Origin of the sequence: Paraburkholderia caffeinilytica, assembly GCF_051027425.1 — a bacterium.
Taxonomy (GTDB): Bacteria; Pseudomonadota; Gammaproteobacteria; order Burkholderiales; family Burkholderiaceae; genus Paraburkholderia; species Paraburkholderia caffeinilytica_A.
Genome location: NZ_CP186553.1, coordinates 149,147 through 169,701 on the forward strand (window position 1 = coordinate 149,147; position 20,555 = coordinate 169,701).

At 60.4% G+C, this 20,555-nt stretch carries 21 protein-coding genes; 6 read left to right on the forward strand and 15 right to left on the reverse strand.

Translation table 11 applies throughout. From position 1 onward, the window contains the following. Positions 1 to 3 precede the first annotated feature (3 nt). The 4 genes from ACOSV0_RS21170 to ACOSV0_RS21185 all read right to left on the reverse strand — a co-directional run bounded on the left by ACOSV0_RS21170 (position 4) and on the right by ACOSV0_RS21185 (position 4,055). Positions 4 to 1,038: an NAD(P)-dependent alcohol dehydrogenase gene (locus tag ACOSV0_RS21170; RefSeq protein ID WP_434113279.1), complete on the reverse strand. Its 1,035-nt coding sequence runs from the start codon at positions 1,036 to 1,038 to the stop codon at positions 4 to 6. Between the two features lie 10 nt (positions 1,039 to 1,048). Further along, entirely contained in the window at positions 1,049 to 1,861 is an 813-nt protein-coding gene (locus ACOSV0_RS21175; RefSeq protein WP_434113281.1) for a carbohydrate ABC transporter permease, read from the reverse strand. Continuing rightward, positions 1,849 to 2,727 carry a carbohydrate ABC transporter permease gene (locus ACOSV0_RS21180; protein ID WP_434113283.1) on the reverse strand — a complete coding sequence of 293 codons (879 nt, stop codon included), beginning with the start codon at positions 2,725 to 2,727 and terminating at the stop codon, positions 1,849 to 1,851. The genes ACOSV0_RS21175 and ACOSV0_RS21180 overlap by 13 nt, the downstream gene beginning before the upstream one ends. A gap of 107 nt (positions 2,728 to 2,834) precedes the next feature. After that, on the reverse strand, positions 2,835 to 4,055 hold the full coding sequence (locus ACOSV0_RS21185; RefSeq protein WP_054035651.1) for an ABC transporter substrate-binding protein: 1,221 nt from the start codon (positions 4,053 to 4,055) through the stop codon (positions 2,835 to 2,837). Between the two features lie 387 nt (positions 4,056 to 4,442). On the opposite strand from ACOSV0_RS21185, the gene ACOSV0_RS21190 reads away from it, so the two are divergent. Further along, positions 4,443 to 6,263, forward strand: a complete 1,821-nt coding sequence (locus tag ACOSV0_RS21190; RefSeq protein ID WP_434113285.1) for a DUF4153 domain-containing protein — start codon at positions 4,443 to 4,445, stop codon at positions 6,261 to 6,263. Between the two features lie 103 nt (positions 6,264 to 6,366). Then, positions 6,367 to 6,912 carry a hypothetical protein gene (locus ACOSV0_RS21195; RefSeq protein WP_434113287.1) on the forward strand — a complete coding sequence of 182 codons (546 nt, stop codon included), beginning with the start codon at positions 6,367 to 6,369 and terminating at the stop codon, positions 6,910 to 6,912. Positions 6,913 to 7,414: 502 nt separating this feature from the next. On the opposite strand, the gene argC is transcribed toward ACOSV0_RS21195, so the two are convergent. Next, positions 7,415 to 8,362, reverse strand: a complete 948-nt coding sequence (argC, locus tag ACOSV0_RS21200) for an N-acetyl-gamma-glutamyl-phosphate reductase (protein WP_434113289.1) — start codon at positions 8,360 to 8,362, stop codon at positions 7,415 to 7,417. A 126-nt stretch (positions 8,363 to 8,488) separates the two neighbouring features. On the opposite strand from argC, the gene ACOSV0_RS21205 reads away from it, so the two are divergent. Both ACOSV0_RS21205 and ACOSV0_RS21210 read left to right on the forward strand, forming a co-directional pair. Continuing rightward, positions 8,489 to 9,373, forward strand: coding sequence for a LysR family transcriptional regulator (locus ACOSV0_RS21205; RefSeq protein WP_434113291.1), 885 nt, complete (start codon positions 8,489 to 8,491; stop codon positions 9,371 to 9,373). 242 nt (positions 9,374 to 9,615) lie between these two features. Beyond that, positions 9,616 to 10,278, forward strand: a complete 663-nt coding sequence (locus tag ACOSV0_RS21210; RefSeq protein ID WP_434113293.1) for a dihydrofolate reductase family protein — start codon at positions 9,616 to 9,618, stop codon at positions 10,276 to 10,278. A 173-nt stretch (positions 10,279 to 10,451) separates the two neighbouring features. Here ACOSV0_RS21210 and ACOSV0_RS21215 read toward each other — a convergent pair whose 3' ends face one another. After that, the gene (locus ACOSV0_RS21215) at positions 10,452 to 11,342 is read right to left on the reverse strand and encodes an alpha/beta fold hydrolase (protein WP_434113295.1); all 891 of its coding nucleotides are present in this window, start codon (positions 11,340 to 11,342) and stop codon (positions 10,452 to 10,454) included. A 103-nt stretch (positions 11,343 to 11,445) separates the two neighbouring features. Here ACOSV0_RS21215 and ACOSV0_RS21220 point away from each other — a divergent pair, with 103 nt between their 5' ends. Together ACOSV0_RS21220 and ACOSV0_RS21225 are read left to right on the forward strand one after the other, a co-directional pair. Continuing rightward, a complete protein-coding gene (locus ACOSV0_RS21220) occupies positions 11,446 to 12,348 on the forward strand; it encodes a LysR substrate-binding domain-containing protein (RefSeq protein WP_434116044.1) in 903 nt (300 codons plus the stop codon). 19 nt (positions 12,349 to 12,367) lie between these two features. After that, positions 12,368 to 13,564, forward strand: a complete 1,197-nt coding sequence (locus tag ACOSV0_RS21225; RefSeq protein WP_434113297.1) for an aminotransferase class V-fold PLP-dependent enzyme — start codon at positions 12,368 to 12,370, stop codon at positions 13,562 to 13,564. A gap of 159 nt (positions 13,565 to 13,723) precedes the next feature. On the opposite strand, the gene ACOSV0_RS21230 is transcribed toward ACOSV0_RS21225, so the two are convergent. The 9 genes from ACOSV0_RS21230 to ACOSV0_RS21270 form a co-directional block, all read right to left on the reverse strand. Beyond that, the gene (locus tag ACOSV0_RS21230; protein ID WP_434113298.1) at positions 13,724 to 14,419 is read right to left on the reverse strand and encodes a mobilization protein; all 696 of its coding nucleotides are present in this window, start codon (positions 14,417 to 14,419) and stop codon (positions 13,724 to 13,726) included. A 306-nt stretch (positions 14,420 to 14,725) separates the two neighbouring features. Then, a complete protein-coding gene (locus tag ACOSV0_RS21235; protein ID WP_434113299.1) occupies positions 14,726 to 14,863 on the reverse strand; it encodes a hypothetical protein in 138 nt (45 codons plus the stop codon). 81 nt (positions 14,864 to 14,944) lie between these two features. After that, positions 14,945 to 15,385, reverse strand: a complete 441-nt coding sequence (locus ACOSV0_RS21240) for an HPP family protein (RefSeq protein ID WP_434113300.1) — start codon at positions 15,383 to 15,385, stop codon at positions 14,945 to 14,947. Positions 15,386 to 15,465: 80 nt separating this feature from the next. Further along, complete coding sequence (locus ACOSV0_RS21245) at positions 15,466 to 16,668, reverse strand: NAD-dependent formate dehydrogenase (RefSeq protein WP_434113301.1); 1,203 nt, start codon at positions 16,666 to 16,668, stop codon at positions 15,466 to 15,468. A 157-nt stretch (positions 16,669 to 16,825) separates the two neighbouring features. After that, the gene (locus tag ACOSV0_RS21250) at positions 16,826 to 17,791 is read right to left on the reverse strand and encodes a LysR family transcriptional regulator (RefSeq protein WP_434113303.1); all 966 of its coding nucleotides are present in this window, start codon (positions 17,789 to 17,791) and stop codon (positions 16,826 to 16,828) included. A 141-nt stretch (positions 17,792 to 17,932) separates the two neighbouring features. After that, on the reverse strand, positions 17,933 to 18,496 hold the full coding sequence (locus ACOSV0_RS21255) for an isochorismatase family cysteine hydrolase (protein WP_434113305.1): 564 nt from the start codon (positions 18,494 to 18,496) through the stop codon (positions 17,933 to 17,935). 121 nt (positions 18,497 to 18,617) lie between these two features. Then, positions 18,618 to 19,334 carry an O-methyltransferase gene (locus ACOSV0_RS21260; RefSeq protein ID WP_434113306.1) on the reverse strand — a complete coding sequence of 239 codons (717 nt, stop codon included), beginning with the start codon at positions 19,332 to 19,334 and terminating at the stop codon, positions 18,618 to 18,620. Between the two features lie 56 nt (positions 19,335 to 19,390). Then, the gene (locus tag ACOSV0_RS21265) at positions 19,391 to 19,699 is read right to left on the reverse strand and encodes a hypothetical protein (RefSeq protein WP_434113308.1); all 309 of its coding nucleotides are present in this window, start codon (positions 19,697 to 19,699) and stop codon (positions 19,391 to 19,393) included. Between the two features lie 12 nt (positions 19,700 to 19,711). After that, positions 19,712 to 20,293, reverse strand: a complete 582-nt coding sequence (locus ACOSV0_RS21270) for an RNA polymerase sigma factor (RefSeq protein ID WP_434113309.1) — start codon at positions 20,291 to 20,293, stop codon at positions 19,712 to 19,714. Positions 20,294 to 20,555: the final 262 nt, after the last annotated feature.

Here is a 20,555-nt window from a genome sequence, read left to right on the forward strand (position 1 = left end):
GGTTCAGTCCATCTCGATCTGGATTTTGACATCGTTCGGGCGGCCTGCTGCGGCCTCTTCGAACGCCTTGAGGCCGTCGGCGAACGCGAACTTGCGCGAGATGAATGGCTTCACGTCGATCATGCCCGAGCTGATCAGCGCCAGCGCGCGCGGGAACACATTCGCGTAGCGGAACACCGATTCGAGGCGCGCTTCCTTCGCCTGCATGGCGACGACGTCGAGCGGCACGCGGTCGACCGGCATGCCGACGAGCACCGCGCAGCCACCTGGGCAGAGCAGGTCGAACAGGTCGTCGTAGACTTTCGTGCTGCCGCTCGCTTCGAATACGACGTCGGCACCCCAACCCGTGGTGACTTCACGGACGACATCGGTGAGACGTTGCTCGCGCACATTCACGGTTGTCACCGCCGGATTGCCGGCAAAGAGCGCCAGTTTTTCCTTGACCATGTCGGCCAGAATGACACGCGATGCGCCGCCCGCCAATGCCGCCAAGGCGGTCATCGCGCCGATCGTCCCAGCACCGATTACAACCGCGACATCGCCGGGTTTCATCGCGGCCTTCTTGGCGGCCTGCAGCCCGATGGATAGCGGTTCGACAATCGCGCCCTCCGCGAAGGACACATTGTCGGGAAGCCGGAAGGTGAACGCCGCCGGATGCACGACATAAGGCGTCAGGCAACCGTGAATGGGCGGCGTGGCCCAGAAGCGCACGGCAGGGTCCAGGTTGTACAGGCCGCGCATCGTCGCCGGTGAGTCGAATTGCGGAATGCCCGGCTCCATGCAAACGCGGTCGCCTACACGCAGATGCGTGACCTCGCTGCCGGTTTCGACCACCGTGCCGGATGCTTCGTGACCGAGCACCATCGGTGCGTCGACCTTGAACGGTCCGATGCGTCCGTGCGTGTAGTAATGGATGTCGCTACCGCACACGCCAACCGTATGAATCTTGATCTTGACGTCGCGAGGACCGACTTCGAGCGGCAAGTCGATATCGCGCAGCGCGAGTTGACGCGCTTCTTCGAGTACGAGGGCTTTCAAAACGATCTCCTTACTTGCCTTTGAGCATTGAATTCAACAGCCGGCTCAGCACGCCGACGAAAATAATCGGAGGAAGCGCGAGCAGGACCGTGGACGCGTTGATCACGCCCCACGGCACCTCCTGCCCGAGCGAAGTGAACGCGGAGGCAACCACCGGCAGCGTCGCGCTTCTCGACGACGTCAACGCGAGTGCGATCATCAGTTCATTCCAGACCAGCACGAAGCTGAATACGATGCCTCCCATCAGCGTGGTGGCGCTGATCGGCAACGCAATGCGCCAGAACACGCCGTACGGGCCGTAGCCGTCCAGCGTGGCGGCTTCTTCGACTTCGCGTGGCAGACGCTGGAACACCGGAATGGACAACCAGGTGATGGTCGACAACGTGACCAGCAGATAGGTCACCACCATCGAGAGCTTCGTGTCGTACAACCCAAGATCGACCCAGATCGCGATCAAGGGGATAGCGACCGCGACCGGTGGCAGGAACCGCAGCGACAATAGAAAGAACTGGATGTCGCGCTTGCCCGGCACGTGATAGCGCGCGATCACATAAGCCGCGGGTACGCCGAGCAGCGCGCCCAGCAAGACCGCACAACCGACGATAGAAAGACTGTTGGCGAGTCCGATGAGAACCTCGGGGCTCGACACGACCTGCCGGTAGTTGTCGAGTGTCGGCGTAAAGATGAAGCGCGGCGTCGGCGTGACGATGTCGAGCAGGTTTTTCAGCGAGTTGAGAAATGCCCAGAAGATCGGAAACACGGCCACGATGGCGAGCGCAGCGCCGAACGACCATGCGGCGCTGCGCGAAATCAGTCTTCCCATTTGTTCACCCGCTTCCAGATGAAAGTGAAAATCAGCGTGGTCGCAACCATCATCAACACCGCCATGCTCGACGCGTAGGAGACCTTGCCGGACAAGCCGATGCCTTGCGAATACGCGTACATATCGAGGGTTTCAGTCGTGATCCCAGGGCCGCCTTTAGTCATCACATAGACCAGATCGAACGAGCGCAGCGATTCGACCATCTTGATGAACACGAGGCTCATGATTGGCACCTTGAGCATCGGCAGCGCGATATACGCGTAGACCTGCCACGTGCGCGCATAGTCCAGCCGGGCGGCCTCGAGTGGTTCGGGCGGCAGCGTCTCGAGCAGTTTCAATACGACGACCGCGAAGAACAGCCCCCACTGCCAGATGTCGACGAGCGCCACCGCGTACAGCGCCAGGTGCGGATCGGATAGAAACGCCGTGTTGTCGATGCCCAGCAGACCCAGAAACCAGCTAAGAATGCCCGTGAGCGGCGAATACATGAACTTCCAGATGAAGGCCGCCGACACGCGCGGTAGCAGCACCGGCACGATCAGCAACAGCGAAATGACGCTACGCATCCGGCCATGGATCTGCTCGAACAGATAGATCGCGATCAGCACGCCGACCGCGACTGCGCCGACCACCGTGACGAATTCCCAGATCGCCGACACCTCGATGGAATTGAGGAACCGCCTGTCCGAGAACAACCGGGAAAAATTGCGCAGCCAGACATACTCGCTGTCCGGGTAGCGCAGCACGCGATTCTTCAGCGCGAGGTTGATTGCCGCGATGGTAGGAACCAGACCGAGGAGCGCCATCACGGCAAGCGGCGGTCCAAGAAATACGAACGGAAGGCTGGTTTTGCCCCGATTGAACATTGACTTCTCCAACAGCGTAGAGTCCGCGAACCTGGTGTTCGCGTGAGACCTCGACTGGATCTGCGTTGCCCCCTGGTGCACACCGCGTGCAGCAAGGGGCGCCCACGCTACTTCTTCGCGCCGTGTTCCATCGCATCCTGAGCGTATTGAACGGCGTCGTTCAACGTCGCCTGAACGTCCGGCTGCGTACCCGTGAACACTTCCTCCAGCGCGATACCGAGGTTGTCGCCGATGTCCGGCCACTGCGGGCTCGACCAGATCGTGACCTTCGTTACGGGGTTGGTGTCGTTCAGGCCGGCGAGAATCTGCGGTTTGACGTGTTTCTGGAAGTAATCGCTCTTGATCGTGCTCGAGCGGTTGTAGTCGCTAAAAACGTTGTCGCGAAGGCGGGCCTGTTCCTGATCCTTGCCCGTCGCCCAGGCAATGAACTTGCCTGCGGCCTGACGCGTGCATTCATCCTTGGCGCCGACGGAAGAAATTGCGAGGCCGTGACCGTAGGCAGCGGACGGCAACGGTGCAGGCGGCCTGACGTATCCCACCTTGTCCGCGACACTAGACTTGGTGGGATCTTCCATCCAGTCGGCGAACGGCGTCGATTCGATCATGAACGCGACCTTGCCGGAACGGAACGCTTCGAGCGCATTGCTCCAGTCGTACGTCGCCGCGCCCGGGGGCGCGTATTTGAAGAGGTCCCGATACAGTAGGGTGGCCTTCACCGCGGCCGGCGAATTGAAATCCGGCGCCTGGCTCTTGTCGGTCCATGTGCCGCCCTCGGCGAGCATGAACGGCGCCCAGCGCCACACGTTCATGCCCGAGCCGCGCTGGCCGCGTGCAACCCAGCCGTACATGTTGGGCGGGGCGTTGAGCTTCTTGATGTCCGCAACGAGTTCGTCGAGCGTTTTCGGCACCGGGAGATGCGCTTTCTCAAGAAGGTCACGACGGTAGAACAGGAAGTCGCCGCCGCCGATCAGCGGAGCGAAATACGCGACGCCTTTATAGCTTGCCACTGCGCGGCGGCCAGGCAGGAAGTCGTCGTAGTCGGCGTCTTTCGGGTAGTACTTCAGCAGCGGTACGACCCAACCAGCCGATGCGAACTCGGCGACGTTCGCCTCATCGACGTAATAGATCTGATAGGAACCGGCACCCGTCGACGCGTCGAGTCGTGATTTCGAACGACGATCGTTCTCACCAAAGTAATTGATTTCAATCTTGGTGCCGCTGCGTTTTTCATAGTCGGGCAGCGACTTCTCCATGACAGTCAGGCCGAGGCTCTTCTGGGCCAGCACCTTGAGCACGGGCACGTTGCAGGTCTGTGCCGTCGCCAGCATCGGAAAACTTGCGCTCAGGAACGCGCAAGCTGTCAGTAATTGAGTGGGTTTCACGCTCGTCTCCGCTTTTGGAATGTTCTTTGGTATCGCCATACGGGCGCTGCGATTGGGAGCAGAGCAAGCGTACGGTGAGGAGAACTGTAGTGGTCGCGGCCAATGCCCAGCCACTGCAAAAGGCGGAAGCCGCTGATACTTTTTGCTCGCACTTTGGGTGCGGCGCACAAAATGTGTCAGTGAGCGAGGCGGGTCCGTGGGAGGTCTACTCCCCGGCACTGGGGCCCAGATCGGTCGCATATAATGGCTTTGAACTCGAACACGGCGTTTGCGTGCGAGATCAGGCCGGCGCGGCCGTAAAAGAAAATATATTCGAGAGAACGGGGGTTGGGGATGCACAATAATCAGCAGGGGACGCTGCAGGCTGCTCCAGGTCGGGATCTCTTCGCGCCACGGGTCCTCATCGGCATTTTCCAGGGATTGGTACTGTATGTGCTCTTGAACGCTGCGCATAATCGCAGCGGCATCGCAACGATCCCGCTTCTGTTTTTCCCATTGCTTCTTGTCACCCTACTCATCCCGCCCGTGTTCATCGTGGGGCTGCAACGAATGAGGGGGACCCGGCTCGCGATGTGGGCCGCCGTGCTCGCCGCGGTGGTGGCAATCCTTGGCTATCACGACGCATGGCGATCGGCAGGCGCTGAGCTTGCCGGAGTGCAAGCATTCGGCCACGCCGGGGTTCCACTGCCGTCAATGGCCGTGACCTTCTACAGCGGCGAGATTGTATTTATCGCGTATTGCCTCATTCTCGCTGGCGAGGCTGCAAGGTCGTGGTTCGCCCCCTACGAATCGTACTTCGAACTTAGCTGGAAACTTGGGCTTCAGGTTTGCCTGTCAGGGTTGTTCGTCTGTGCGCTCTTTCTCGTGCTCTGGCTGGGCGCCGCGCTTTTCCTGTTGCTGAAGTTGCATTTTCTCGAGCAACTCCTGCGCGAATCGTGGTTCAACATTCCCGTGAGCGCGATGGCGTTTGCGTCAGCCCTGCACATCACCGATGTAAGGCCGGACATCATCCGGGGCTCGCGCACGCTTGCCTTGTCGCTGCTCTCGTGGTTGCTCCTGGTCCTCGTTGTCATTGTCGGCGGATTCCTCGCCTCCCTGCCGTTCACCGGACTCGGATTGCTATGGGCCACACGGTCTGCTACGTGGATCCTGCTCGGCGTCGCGGCGTTAAAAATTATTCTCGTGAACGCTGTTTTCAAGGGCGGCCCAGGGTCCGATCCCGCACCGCGAGTACTGCGTGTCTGCATGAGAATTTCATGTCTGATGCTTCCCGTGCTGGTGATACTTGCAACCTACGCGCTCGCGCTGCGGATCGAGCAGTATGGGTTCACGCCGCACCGCATTTTGGCGTGTGCAGGAACGTTCGTGGCTTACTTCTATGCCATCGGCTATACGTGGGCGGCGCTTGCTCGCACCGACACCCTCGCGAGGATCGCGCCCGTGAACGTGATCACGGCGTGGGTATCGGTCGCTGTCCTCGTTGCGGTATTCACGCCGTTGGCCGATCCGGCACGTCTGTCGGTGAACAGCCAGGTCGACCGTCTCCTTGCGAGCAAGGTTGCACCCGAGAAATTCGATTACAGCTTCTTGCGGTACAGATCCGCGAGATACGGATTGCAGGCACTCGCGCGCCTGCAGGGGGAGACCAGCGTAGCGAATGCCGCGACCGTTCGTGAACTGAGCACGCAGGCCGCACGTCAGCCCGTTCAAGGCGTTTTGGGCGCAGCCAATCCGGATGCCGCGACACTCGCCCTCAACATCGTGTCGCGCACGCCCGGGCAGCCGGTTCCGGCGTCGTTTCTCTCGAAGGACTGGAAGCAGGTCGAGCAGAAGTGGATGCTCCCCGCTTGCTTGAACTTTGGCGCGGTGAAGTGCGACGCTTACCTCGTCGACCTGACCGGCGATCACAAATCTAACGTTGTGCTCTTCCCGAACAGCGGAAATATTGGCTACGTGTTTGATCAGGCCGGCGATGGAGATTGGCAACTGGTGGGCAAGTTTTCGATCGCACCGGACTGCGCTGCCGTTCGTGATGCCTTGACGAAGGGGACTTTTCAGCTCGTTGAACCGCGGCTTCGAGACATTCAGGTCAATGGTCAACGCGTCGAAGTAGAGGCGATGCCGACGCGCAGCGCGGTGTGCTCGAGACAGTAGGTACTAGCTTACGAGTGGCCCGCGAATAACCGCGCCAAGGCGCGCGACGGTCCTTCGTGGGCCACGTGCTGTCGATCGTTCGTCGATAAAAAATACAGGGCATATGGAAAACGATAAAACACCAGTGACTGAATTCCCGTTGATCGGCCGATTCTGGCTCGGCGCGCTGATAGGCGTCCTTAGTGCATTGGGGGCGACGTACATGCTGGCGCACGGGGGGAAGCCATGGATCGGAAACACGGGTTGGGCGTGGCATGCGGCGGGTGTGAGTTACCGGACGCGAGAAGTATTGTATGGGCTGATTTTTGCAGCGATCGCCGTCGCCTGTTTCGGCTGGTGCTTTTTAGGACCGTGGCTTGCGCGTCGAATTCTGATGACAGCGCAGGGACTAACCATCGTCGAGCCGCCAATCCTGTCAAAGCCGCCGACGATGATTCCGTACCCCGCGATCAGCAATCTGCGGCGCTACCAGCCGTCTTCGCCGACACGGCGCGGGAACTATTCCCGCAAGGCGCTGGAGACGGTCGGTTTCACGTTCCAGGGGCGGCCTTATGGATTTCAACGATACCGGTTCCGCAGCGATCAGGAGTTTGAGAACTTCTATCGGCTCATCACTGAGCGCGTGCGACCAGTTAGCCATGCTGAGTGATACGACAGGAGTCGGCCGCAAATTGAATGCGCGGTGCCTGGCGTGATTTCCTGTTGTGCTGGAGAACTGGAAGGTCTGATACGGAAGTTCGGCATGGGACAGCGTGCGGCCAGTTTCAGCTATTCAACACCGCTGCCTGAATCGTCGACAATGCATTCACCTGCGTCATGTAGCTATAAGTGACGACATCAAGAGTGCGAAATGCAGGGCGGATTGAGGGCAACTGACATGGGTCGAGGAACCAGGGTTCTCCTTGTGGCGGCGGTAGTCGTGTTTCTTGTTTCGATCGGGATTGGAATACGCTTCTTCAGATGGCAGGGTATGAACTACGCGTTCGCTCCAGAATCGGTTTCCACGCCGACATGGCCGCCCTGAATAATTTTCGGGCTCTAACGACTTTTCCCATGTCGGTCGATTCTGCGTTCGAGAGTTTTGCCGATCATCGTCAGACAATGACCGGCCACAGAAGACGCAACGCGCGGTTTAGTTCGAAAGCACCGAGCTAACCCGGGATAGTGCGGAAGCCTGGATCGAGCATCAGGTTCAGGTTCTGAACCGCAGCGCCGGATGCACCTTTGCCAAGATTATCGAAAACCGCGGCTAGCAGCACGTGCCCGTGTTCCACGTTGGGAAATACGCTCAAGCGCATGTCGTTCGTACCGTTCAGCACTTGCGGATCCAGGTGCTTTAACGCACACGACTCCTGCAGCGGCAAAACATGCACGTGGGCCGCCTCGGCATAGTGCCGGGCTAGGCATGCATGTAACGCGGAGCCATCCACGTCAGGCGCCAGCAGCCGCAACGCCAAGGGCACGGTCAATACAATGCCCTGGCGGAACGCACCATACGAAGGGACGAAGATGGGGCGTTGCGCGAGCCCGGCGTGCTGCTGGATCTCCGGGGTGTGCTTGTGCGCGAGTTCCAGACCATAGACCTGGTATGAAGGCGCATTGGCGGCACCTTGCCCCTCATGTTCCTCCACGCCGGCACGCCCGCGTCCGGAGTAGCCGGACACCGCATGAATGCTGATCGGATAGCTGTCTGGTATGAGCCCAGCCTGTAGCAGGGGACGCAGCAGGCCAATCGCACCGGTCGGATAGCAACCAGGATTGGTGACCCGGCGTGCATTCGCGATGCGTTCCGCCTGTCCCGGCGTCATCTCCGGAAAACCGTATGTCCAGTCCGGCTGCGTGCGGTGGGCGGAACTTGCGTCGATTACCCTGACGGCAGGATTGACGATGGTATCCATCGCCTCTCGCGCGGCGTTGTCGGGTAGGCAGAGGATAGCGATGTCGCAAGCGTTGATGGCCTCGGCGCGGCGCTTCGGATCCTTGCGGTCCGCAGCGGGAAGCGTAAATAGCTTCAGGTCGCTCCGGTCGCGAAGCCGTTCATGGATTTGCAACCCGGTAGTGCCTTGGTCGCCGTCGATAAAAACAACGGGAGAGCTCATGTGCGAAATACTCCGGTGACTGGGTCATAACAAATAGTGTGAGCCCCTATCTTCCGTGCACCGCTAGAATAGTGAAGTTGAATTTCATAACGCTAACATTCAGCTTTTCTGAATCTGGACGCCGACATGCGAGAGATCAGCCTGGACCGCCTGCGCACCCTGGTCGCTATTGCCGACCGCGGCTCATTCGCCGACGCGGCGCGTGCGCTGCACCTGGCGCCGCCAACGGTCAGCCTGCACATCGCTGAACTGGAAGACCGTATTGGAGCCCCGCTCCTGTCACGGAAGCGCGGACATGTCCGGCCGTCGGCGATAGGCGAGTTGTTGATAGGGCGCGCGCGTCGACTGCTGGCCGACGCGGAGCAGGCGTTGGACGACGTTCATCGGCAGGTGCAAGGGCTCGCCGGACGCGTGCGGCTCGGGGCATCGACCGGCGCGATCGCGCACCTGTTGCCGCAAGCGCTCGAGGTGCTGCGCCAACACCATCCTGCTATCGACATTCAGGTTGCGGTACTCACTTCGCACGAAACGCTAACCCGGCTGGCCGACGGAACGCTGGATGTCGGGCTGGTTGCGCTGCCTCAGTCCCCGGTGGCCGGACTCGTCATCAAGCCCTGGCGTCGCGACCCCGTCATGGCCTTCGTGCCGGCACATTGGCGGTGTCCGGCTCGTATCACGCCTGAGTGGCTCGCTGCCCGGCCTCTCATTCTCAATGACACCACTACGCGTCTCTCGCGTCTGACCGCGGAGTGGTTTGCGGCTGGCGGTCACCATCCTGCACCGCGCATTCAGCTCAACTACAACGACGCAATCAAGAGTCTGGTCGCGGCAGGTTACGGCGCAGCGCTGCTGCCGCATGAGGCCACTACGCCATTGCCCGACCCGCGCATTGCCATGCGTCCGCTGCGCCCTGCGTTGTGGCGTCGCCTTGGCGTTGCACATCGTGCGGGGTACGTCGAACGTTCCACGCAACACGTACTCGATGTGTTGTGGAATTTCCGATTGGCGTAGGAATTGCCTCTTACCGCCTTGGTTCGTTCTGGCTGGGACGCTAGTCTATTACCCGGCAAGACGAACGACTGGCAGTGTCTGGGCGGATGTGTGCTGCTGTATGCCAGCTTACAAACTCAGAAAATTTCTCTTAAAGACATAGGATTAAGAAAAAATCTGCTGCCAGAATATTTCGCGTAGTTCCGGCAAACCATGCGGATTTTCTGTCCACACTACGCTAGGCGTCTAAACGGAGGCAAACGATGACACGAGTTCGCGTTGCTGGCTTCACCATCTCGCTCGACGGATACGGAGCAGGCCCGGATCAGGACATCAACAATCCGCTCGGTGTTGGCGGGACGGAACTGCACCAATGGCTTGTCCCAACACGCACGTTCCAGCGGGCCTTGTTCGGCAAGGACGGCGGTACGACCGGGGTTGACGATGATTTCGCCGCCCGTGGCTTTCAGAATGTTGGGGCCTGGATTCTTGGGCGGAACATGTTCGGACCCATTCGTGGGGACTGGCCGGATACAAACTGGAAAGGCTGGTGGGGAGACAACCCACCGTATCACGTTCCAGTCTTCATCTTGACCCATCATGCTCGTCCCCCCATCGAGATGGAAGGCGGCACGACGTTCCACTTCATAACAGGAGGCATTCGCGAGGCGCTCGACCGTGCACGCGAGGCCGCTGCCGGAATGGACGTGCGGATCGGCGGTGGGCCGGACACAATCCGGCAGTATCTCCGTGAAGGCCTCATTGATGAACTGCACTTTGCTATCTCGCCGGTCCTGCTCGGCCGGGGAGAATCGCTGTTCGGAGGGATCGACTTGCGGGCTCTGGGATACGAATGCGTTGAATTCGTAGCGTCGGAGAAGGCCACGCATGTCGTCCTACGACGCCAGGGGCACACGGGCGCCTAACCACTCGCTGAAGGCCGACGTCCCTGGCGGGCCGCGGCCTTAGCCTGGACGTTGAGTGTCCGCTTTTCCAATCCGATTCGGGTGTTCTCGACGTTCACGATGGTTACCGGTTAGTGCATGCGATGTCGATATGCGAACGTCCGCAACGTCGGCCCCAAACGGCAAACTTCTGCTCAGTCGTATCGACAGAACTGCAGAATGGCATCGGCAACTTCCTGCGGCGCTTCGCGCTGCGGGAAGTGTCCCACTCCATCGAGCACCTTTCGCTCATAGCGCCCGAGGAAGAAAGCCTCCCGTCCACTGGAACTATCGGGATGGTTGCAGGTGTCCGCCCCGCCGTGCAGCACCAGCGTTGCAACCGATAACCTCGGTGCGGGATTCAGACGCGCCTCGTCCTCGGCATAGGCAGGATCGCCGTCGACAAAGCCCCAACGGTGGCGGTAGGAATGGAGCACGATCTCGGCCCAATCGTCGCCCTCGAATGCCTGCGCTGCCTCGTCGAAGTCGGCTTCCGCATACCAGCCGGCCGGCGCCCAGGTGTCCCACATCTGTCGGGCGAAGGTTTTACGTTCGTCCCGCACTACGCGCTCGCCCCGCGGCGTGGCCATAAACCAGTGGTACCAGTAATTGCGCGCCTGCTGCAGGGTCAGCAACTGGTCCGGAGCGTTGGTGCCGTATCCCACCGATAGCATCGCCAGATGTGAAGCCACGCCGTTTCGCAAGCCGCAAGCATTTGCGACCGCGCGTGCGCCCCAATCGTGGCCGACTAAAACCGGCCGCTCCAGACCCAGCACGTCGAGGAAATCCAGCAGATCGCGGCCCAGTGCGGACAACTGACCACTTCTAGGTGTGGCCGTATCGCGGAACCGGGTGGGCGCGAAGCCTCGCAGCGCCGGCGCGAGCACGCGGTAACCCGAGCCGGCCAGTATGGGCGCTACGCTCTTCCAGCACTGCGGGCTGTCCGGCCAGCCATGCAGCAGCACCGCCGTGTGCGACCCCTGTGGATTCCATTCGAGATAGGCGATGTCGAGCCGCTCAGTAACGGCGTGACGGTAGGTATTCATGGTTTTCCTCGTGCAAACAGGGATGTACCACGATAGCTCGACTTCTCGTTTTGATTGGTGAATAATCATTGCTCATTGATAATTTTTCGTGTCGAATGATTTGATGGACATTCTGGCCACCGCCGACGGTGTTCCGCTCGATACCGTGTTACTGCGCACCTTTATCGAAGTTGTGGATAGCGGCAGCTTTGCCACGGCTGCCGAGCGTCTGGCGTTGACACCGTCGGCTGTGAGCGGGCATATCAAGCGTCTGGAACAGATCGTCGGGGTTAGTCTGTTGACACGCACGACTCGCCGCCTTGAGTTGACGCAGGGCGGCGACACCTTGTACGCCTATGGCCGCAATATCCTGGATCTGGAGCGCGAGGTCCGCGCGAAACTGCGCGGCGCGCCGCTGCGCGGGCTGCTGCGGGTCGGTGCATCGGAAGACTTTGCTGGAACCTGGCTGCCCAAGGTATTGCAGCGTTTTCGCCAATGGCATCCTGGGGCGACGATCGATCTGAAAGTCGGCGTCACCGCCGATCTATTACGCCAGCAAGAGCGCGGGCGTCTGGATCTTGTGTTCGGCAAGCAATGCAGCCGCGTCGAAAAAGGCGGCGAGCTGTTGTGGGAAGAGCCGCTAATCTGGGTGTTTTCGGAGGATCAGCCACTGGATCCTGACCAGCCGCTGCCGCTGGCCGTGTTTCCCGATCCTTGCATCTATCGGGAGTCGGCGATTACAGCATTGAACAAGGCGGGCCGGGCGTGGCGGCTGGTGTTCGAGAGCAGCAGCATGGCAGGCTGCCTGTCGGCGGCACGCTCGGGTTTTGCTGTTACGGTCATCGCCGATAGTCAGCGAGTCGAAGGCTTGTGCCAGTTGGGTCGCAAACAAGGATTGCCCGCGTTGCCGGTTGCACGTTTCTACGCGTTTCCTCGCTCGGACTCGCCTGCCAGCGTGGCGTTGATCGATGCTGCACGCCGCGCCGGCCAGCAGGTTCGCTTCAGTCCACGCGCGCTTCGTGGCTGATCACGTTATTGGAACAACTATGCCTTCTCCTCTCTCGCCTGCTGCCGTAGATGCGCTGCGTGCCCGCACGCCTGGCGTGCAAAGCACCACCCATTTCAACCACGCCGGCGCCTCGCTGCCGTCTTCGGCCACGCTGGAGGCGATACACGCTCATCTTTGGCGCGAAGCCACCGCGGGACCGATGGAAGCCGGCGTAGCCGGACGCGAGCAGACTGAGCGCGCGCGTCTGCTCGCGGCGCAATTGCTGAACGCCCGGCCGACCGAGATTGCGTTGACCACCGGCAATTCGCCCGGTTGGAGCGCCGCATTCGCCGCATTGGGACCTTGGCGATCCGGCGAACGCATTCTGGTCGGGCGCCACGAATGGGGCGGCAATCTGGCCAGCATGCGCCTCTTGGCGCAGCGCGCCGGTGTGTCGATAGAGGACATTCCGTCGGACTCCAGTGGTGCAGTGGATCCCCGCGCGCTGGAAGCGATGCTCGACGATCGGGTGCGTCTGATTGCGCTAACCTGGCTGCCGGCGAACGGCGGCCTCATCAATCCGGCCGCGGCGATCGGGCAGGTCGCGCGCCGTCACGGCATCCCGTACTTCATCGACGCCGCGCAGGCAGTGGGTCAACTTCCTGTCGACGTAGTCGAGGTGGGTTGCGATGTTCTGAGCGGTGCGGGCCGTAAAGCACTGCGTGGTCCGAGAGGCACGGGCCTGTTGTATGTCAGACAGGATTTTCTATCCCGTTTGACGCCGGCGTTCGTCGACACGTGGTCCGCGCCGCTGGATGTGAACGGCGAACCCGTCTTGCGAAACGATGCTGCGCGGTTCGAATCGGCGGAAGCGTCGCTGGCGCTGCGCTGCGGACTTGCCAATGCGTTGCAGGAAGCCCTGGAGATCGGGATCGACACTATCCGCGCGCGGATCGACGGCATCGCACAGACGTTGCGTATGCAACTGGCCGACATTCCGGGTGTGACGGTGCTCGATCAAGGCGTGGAACGATCCGGCCTGGTGGCATTCAACGTGGCGGGGTTGGACGCCGTATCGGTGCAGCGCAGTCTTGCGGCTCAAGGTGTCTCGATCGGTAGCAATGGCGTCGGCTACACGCCGCTGGATATGGAATTCAGAGGACTTAAGCAGATCGCGCGTGCCTCGGTCAGCTACCTGACCACCGAGCCGGAGATCGGCAAACTACTGGACGGAATACGAGCACTGGCGCATTAGCGATCAAGCCGCACCCGAGCGTGCAGAGGGGGCGGCTTCTTCGTGATCGCCGGCGCCGGGGTTCGTATCTTGACCCCGGGCGATGAGATGCGCTTCGCTGGGCATCCTGCGCCCGGCATCGCCCATGTGGTTCGCGAATCAGTTCTGGCCGCTTGCCGGTTAGGGCGCGACCTTGTCGATTTCCTCATAAACGCGGCTGAGCCAGACCTTGACCCGTTGGCGTTCAAGCATGCCAAGACCCGTACTCGCGCGATCCGGATGATGTACCGCGGCCCAGAAGCTCGAATTCTTCTGGTCGATTTTCTGCATCGTCGTGTCGGGAAGATGGCGCAGCGAAACGATCTTTGCACCAAGCGCTTCCGCGCGCTGACGTTGGCCTGAGGCTTCCAGTAATTCGAAGCGCTCGCCCCGGATTTCGTTCAGCACGATCACCAGGGGCAACTTGCCGCCGAACTGATCGAGCCATTGTTGCAACAGGTCGACCGAATCGCGGCCCGCGTCCATGACCTGCCACCATGTGAGTGCAATGCCGTTTTCCTGCGCTATACCGAGCACGTCGGAGTCGTCGAACCACGTCGAGACCGATTGCTGGGTCTGCGCCGCGAGGTCGACAAGGATGCGGCGTTCGGGCTGTGCGAGCGCATGCTCGATGACCGGGTCGAGACTGTCGTGGTCGTCGAGCGTGGCTGGCGCTGTGAAATCGGCGTAATAGCGCAGCAGCGCTCCGTGCGAGCGGTCCGTGTCGAAGCCAAGAAACGGCAGATTGCGGTCGATGAAGTACTGCGCCAGAACGCGGGCGACGAGCGATTTTCCCACTCCGCCTTTTTCGCCGCCAATAAAGTGCACGAAGCTCATGTACTCGATTCCTCGTTGTCCAGTGGATCTGCTGCAAGCGCGCGGTGCGGCTTGCACATAGGCTATCCGGGCAAAATTCGCGGAGGCAGTTTTTTTACCCGGCCTGGGCCCAGTACGCGCCGAACAGGCGACCCATGCATCATGCCAGACGACTGTGACAGGAGCCGGCACGTGAGCGGCACCTCAGGGCGGGGGGCGCTGTTCCCAATGTTCACCGGAAGCGGGCGATCAGTGAGTTGCTCATTTAGTTGAACGGCAGCTTTGCGGCTACTGCCCCATAGGCAGCAGTCGGCCATGAAGGGCCGATCAGGGATCGCACCATGCGAGGAGCTGCTGCTGGATGGGCAGCGCGCAAACGTCGAAACGCTGGTGCGCGATTTCGAGCCGCCGGGCCGGGTCGAGGGCGACAGGCAGATCCTGAAAGTGCGTCTTGACGGCGGGCATGGCGAGAATTCGGTGAATCGGCTGGTTAGGCGGACAGGTCGCTGCTGGGAAACATATGGTACACACTGGCGGACCGCGGAGTCACGTCGGCGGCGTTGGCCACGAGCCACGTTTAACTATCGCCCAGTACATCCAGCCAATCAAAGCCAGCGCGCCGGCCCCAAAGAGCGTTGGCAACAGCAAGAAAGACCAGCCTGGCTGAGCCAGGAAGATGATGATTGGATTGCTACCGGCCGGTGGATGGACGGTGCGCGTAAGCATCATCAGCATCGTTGCGCATGCGGCGGCCGCGGCCATTGGCAGATATCCAGGACCGAATAGATGAAGAAACACCAAACCGACCAGCGATGTCAGAACGTGACCTCCGATGATGTTGCGCGGTTGTGAAAACGGGCTGGCCGGAAAACCGAATAGCAGTACGCAGGTCGCCCCGAACGAGCCGAGGATCCACGGTTGCGAGGTTTTCTGGGCCAGCATGCCGACGAAAGCCAGGGCTGCGAACGCACCCAGGCCGGCGAGCATGATGCTGCCGGCCCGGACGCGTCGCGTCGAGGCCCCGTTGACGCCAGAGGGAGCGGCGGACGGAGACGACATAGGCAGGATCAGCTTGCCTTGAAGCGGGCAGCTTCTTCCGAGCCCTTCGTCGCGTTGCCCGCGCTATACGAGTGCGCGCCGACGCCGGCAAGTTTGCCGCCTTGCACGATCAGGTATTCATTGCGGATCGGCCTGCCTTCGAAGAAGCACTCGAGGATTTCGCGGGTGCCGGCGGCATAGCGAGCCTGTGCCGACAGGCTGGTGCCGGAGATGTGGGGCGTCATGCCATGGTGTGGCATGCTGCGCCACGGGTGGTCGGCCGGTGCGGGCTGAGGGAACCACACGTCGCCGCCATAGCCCGCCAACTGACCGCTTTTCAGCGCGGCGGCGATGGCATCGCGGTCGCACAACTTGCCACGTGCCGTATTGATCAGATAAGCGCCACGCTTGAAATTTGCAAGCGTCCGCGCATTGATCATGTGCTCCGTCTCGGGATGCAGCGGACAGTTCAGTGTCACGACGTCGCACACTTTGGTCAGGCTCTCCAGGCTGGTGTGGTGGGTAAGGTTGAGTTCCTTCTCGACCGACTCCGGCAGGCGATGACGATCCAGATAGTGCAGCTTGACGTCATAGGGCTTGAGCAGACGGAGTACGCGCAGACCGATACGGCCGGCGGCGACGGTGCCCACGTGCATTCCCTCGAGGTCGTAAGAACGTTCGACGCAATCGGCGATGTTCCAGCCGCCTTTGATAACCCAGTCGTACGAAGGGAGATAGTTGCGCACCAGGGCAAGCGTCGTCATCACGACGTGTTCGGCCACGCTATTGCTATTGCAATAGGTGACTTCGGCCACCGTGATGCCGCGATCCATCGCCGCCTGCAGATCGGTGTGGTCCGAGCCGATCCCCGCGGTGACGATCATTTTGAGCTTGGGTGCCTTCGCGATACGTTCGGCGGTCATATAGGCGGGCCAGAACGGTTGCGAGATGACGATTTCGGCGTCGTGCAGTTCCCGGTCGAGCACGCTGTCAGCACCATCTTTACTCGAAGTCACGACCAGCTGGTGATCGTTCGATTCAAGATATTTGCGCAGTCCGAGTTCGCCCGACACGCAGCCGAGCAGATGACCCGGCGTGAAATCGATCGCTTCAGGGGTCGGCGTGGTTTGCCCGTCGGGATAATGGGTGATTTCAGGAATGGTGTCGCGCGCATACCGCTTCGGCATACCGTCAACCGGATCGTCATACAGCACACAAAGAACCTTGGCCATGTTGTCTCGCTCCGCTCAATGCAATAGTGATCCGGCGTCATACCGTTGCCGGCCGGGTCGATGCGTGGCATCGATGGGCACAGTGTCTTTGAGGGATGTGGGCCGGGTCCAATCGTTTGGACGGATTGACTGATAACCGCTGCTTATCAAACGCCCGCTATTGCGGCGCAGCGATGTCCGCGTTGTTCAGCAATGCATCGAACGAGTGCTGCAGATCGAGCCGTTCTGCCGCGCTCCACATCGCCGCCGCCAGCGGTGGCATGGACGGAGAATTGCGCGTGATCAGGCCGATCTCGCGTGTCAGTTCAGGCAGCAACGGTGTTGCGTTGACGCGGGTCCGAGCGTCGAGCACGCTTAACAGGCTGTGCGGCAGGATGCTGTATAGGCCGGCATGCTGAACGTTCGAATACAGCGCGAGTAAGGAATCTGTTTCGAGCACGACGGTGGGTTGAACGCCCGCGCTGCGAAATGCGGCGTTGATGACCTGGCGGTTCTGCATCGTGGTGCCCAGCAGGCAGAACGGCAGTTCGCCGAGCGCGTCCCAACGGTTCCGTTCCGGCCGGGCGGGCGAGTCAGGAGGGGAGAGCAGAAAATAACGCTCGCGATACAGTGGAAGAACCGCAAACCCAGCCTGGACGCGATCATCCAGATACGTGAACCCGATATCGAGTTCATAGTCGTCCAACTGGCGAAGGATCGTGTCCGCACTAAGCGAGCGGGCGGAATATCGGATCGCGGGGTGATCCGATCGGCACGCTCCTAGCAGCAAGCCGACAATGGGCATCGTCGTTGGAATGACGCCAATGCGGATCGTGCCGGTCAGCCGCACCTGGGCGGCCGATGCGTCCTGCCGCATATTTTCGAGCGCGGCGAGCGTCTGGCGGGCCCATCCGAGCACCCGTTCGCCTTCCTCTGTGAAGCCGATGAAACGCCTGCCGCGCCTTACGATGACCAGCCCCAACTCTGCCTCAAGGCTTCGGATCGCCGAGGACAGCGCAGGTTGCGAGACATGGCTCAGTTCAGCAGCCTTGGCGAAGTGCTGCTCTTTTGCAAGCGTAACCAGATAATGAAGTTGACGGATGAACATCGCGCTCCCGGGTACCGGCAGATGCCGTTTGCACATGCCGGTTTCGTTATATCACATGGAATATAACGAGCGCGCGTGTCCCGATAGGATTCACGCGATCCAATTAGCCGGGGAACATCGAAAGGACACGCTTTACGGTAGTGTGGCGCACAGCTTCTTCTGCTGAACGTCGAACGTCTAGGCGAGTAGCAGCAAGGCGTCCGCGAGCGACAGCACGGTGGTGCGCGAATCGAATGCGGTGGAGAACAGATGTTCGTGTACCACCTGATCCGGGTCGTAACAGCAATCCTTGACCGTGTACAGGCGGAAGTCCGCGTCGCTCGCATACGCGACCGACGACAGCACGACACCGGTCGACGCAATGCCGACCATAATCAGCGAGTCGATACCCTGTGCGACAAGCCGTGACTGCAGATCGGTGCCGAAGAACACGCTGGCGCGATGCGCGATGATGACCGGTTCACTGTCCTGCTGGTCCAACTCCGGCGCGATCCGGTCGTTGACAAAGAGGCCAAGCTGTTTGATTCCCTGCCCATTCCTGTTCAATGGGCTGACTTCCGGATAACCAGGACTGAACCGGAGGTTGGCGAAATAGACGCTGACGCCTTTGGCCCGCGCCGCGTCGCATAGCTTGCGCGTATTGGCAAGCAAGACCGGCGCGACCGATGGAAAGAGCCCAAGAATGTCAGTCTGATAATGCATGACGACAAGCGCGGTTTGCGCCGGCGCGATTGTCTCCATTGACCCATCTCCTTTACTTCGACACGCGGTTCGTAGTCACAACCAGAGAACGTCGAACGCAGCGAGGCGTCTATTGCCAAAACGACGCTTCGCTATCGGGGAAATGATACTTCACGTCAGCTTAAGAAACGACGACTGTAAATTCGACTCCCGATTCAAAGTCCAGCGTCGTGCTTGAAAAGCGCGGATTGTCGTCAAGGTACTGCTTGTATGGCCGAACGGCGTCCTCGGCGGTGTACATGTTATCGGCGAGAACGATGGATCCCGGGTGTAACAGGTGTTCGATCCGCTTGAACAGATCCAGATACGTGCTGGCCCATACGTCGATAAACACCATGTCGAACGTGCCATCCAGTTCGGAAACGGTCTGAAAGACATCGCCCTCCCGAAGGTCGACGTAGGCGCCTACGCCCGCTGTTCTGACATGCGTTCGAAGTTGTACGCACTTCGCAGGGTCGAGTTCGGTCGCTACAACCGTGCCCTGGCCCAACGTGCGAAGAGCTTCGGCGAAATACAGCGTGGACACGCCGCAGGAACTGCCGAGTTCGAGAATTCGAGCCGGTTTGTGCGAAAGCACCATGTTGCTCAAAAATCGTCCTGTCTCGGCAGACACGGCTAACGACAGAGGCGTGCCTTGCGAGGATTCGAAATCTTCACTCGATAATCCGAGCGTTTCGAGAAACCGTCCGCGCAGTCGAGGTGCGAGCGTGTCGTATTCCTCCGCGAGTGTCAGGAACTCCTCGCTCGATCCCTGGAACTGTGCCCGTGCACGGGCTATCACTTCTGTCTGACTCTGCTGGTGAAGCCGCCGCAGAAGCATGGTGGCAGTTAATGTCATACGTCCTCCCGGGTAACGTGTTCCGGTTGTAGCCGGTCTTCAATTTTTGCGCTTGCTCACTCTTCCGTGGGCCGAGTGGGACGTGACCATCCTGCTGCCTTGAATTGTTCCCGCTCTTCCGGCGTCATGGCATCCCATTTGCGCCAGTGCCGCCGCCCGCGCCAGCCGCCGTGTCCGCGGAATCCGCCAAACAGGATGCGGCTCAAAACCAGCAAGCCGAGTGCATGCGCGAAATCGATCGTACGGGCGCCAACGAATAACGCCGGCATGACCCAGTTCCATAGAATCATGACTGCGCACCCGAGCACGGCTATGCCGACCACCACGAGCAGCGCTTTACCCGCACATCTGATTCGATAATTCATCCGTCGACTCCTCTAAATATCCAGTTCGTCATAAATGGCCTGTAATCGGGCGCGCAGATGCAAAACCGCATAGCGTTTGCGCGCGAGCAGCGTATTGAGCGTGACGCCGCTTTCCGCCGCCATGTCCTTGAAGGACCGCCCCTCCAGCTCGTGCGCGATAAACACTTCGCGCTGATTGGGCGGTAAATCGTCGAGCGCATCCTGCAAGGCCTTGAGCAATACAGTGCGAGCGTAGAGCGCTTCAGGACCTGCATCGTGCGCCGGCAGGGCGAGATCGAGGCGATACTCACTGCCGTCGTCATCCTCATCCTGTGGCAGGTCCGGTAACGGCTGCTCTTTCTTCTTGCGAAAACGGTCGATGATGCGGTTGCGTGCGGCACGGAACAGCCACGCGCTCGCTTGTTCAATCGGCGCGGGAAGGCGGTAAGCCTGCACGAATTCGTGGAAAACATCCTGCAGGATGTCCTCGGCGTCGTTCGGATCGCGGATGCGGCGCCGGATAAAATTGACGAGCCTCGTGCGCTCACGCACCACGGTCGCGGTGATGTCGCTGTCTCGATCGGTCATCGTGTCCGGGGTGGGTGGCGGTTCCATGCGTCTGAAGACGTTTCAGGAATGGGAATATTGTGGGCCGCCTGAAAAAAATGTGTCCGGCAGCGGCCGCTTTCACCATACCCGACGATCCGAGCCGGGGGGAATACGGAAATCCGGAGCAAGTTCAGGATTTGCATGGCCAGCTTCGTCAGTAGGCTGCCGGCTCCGGCCATAAAGGGGCGATCGCGATGTTGTTCGAGGGGCTGAAGTTCTGCCCATTACCACCCATCAAACGATTCCATAGAGGTGTGTAAAATCGACT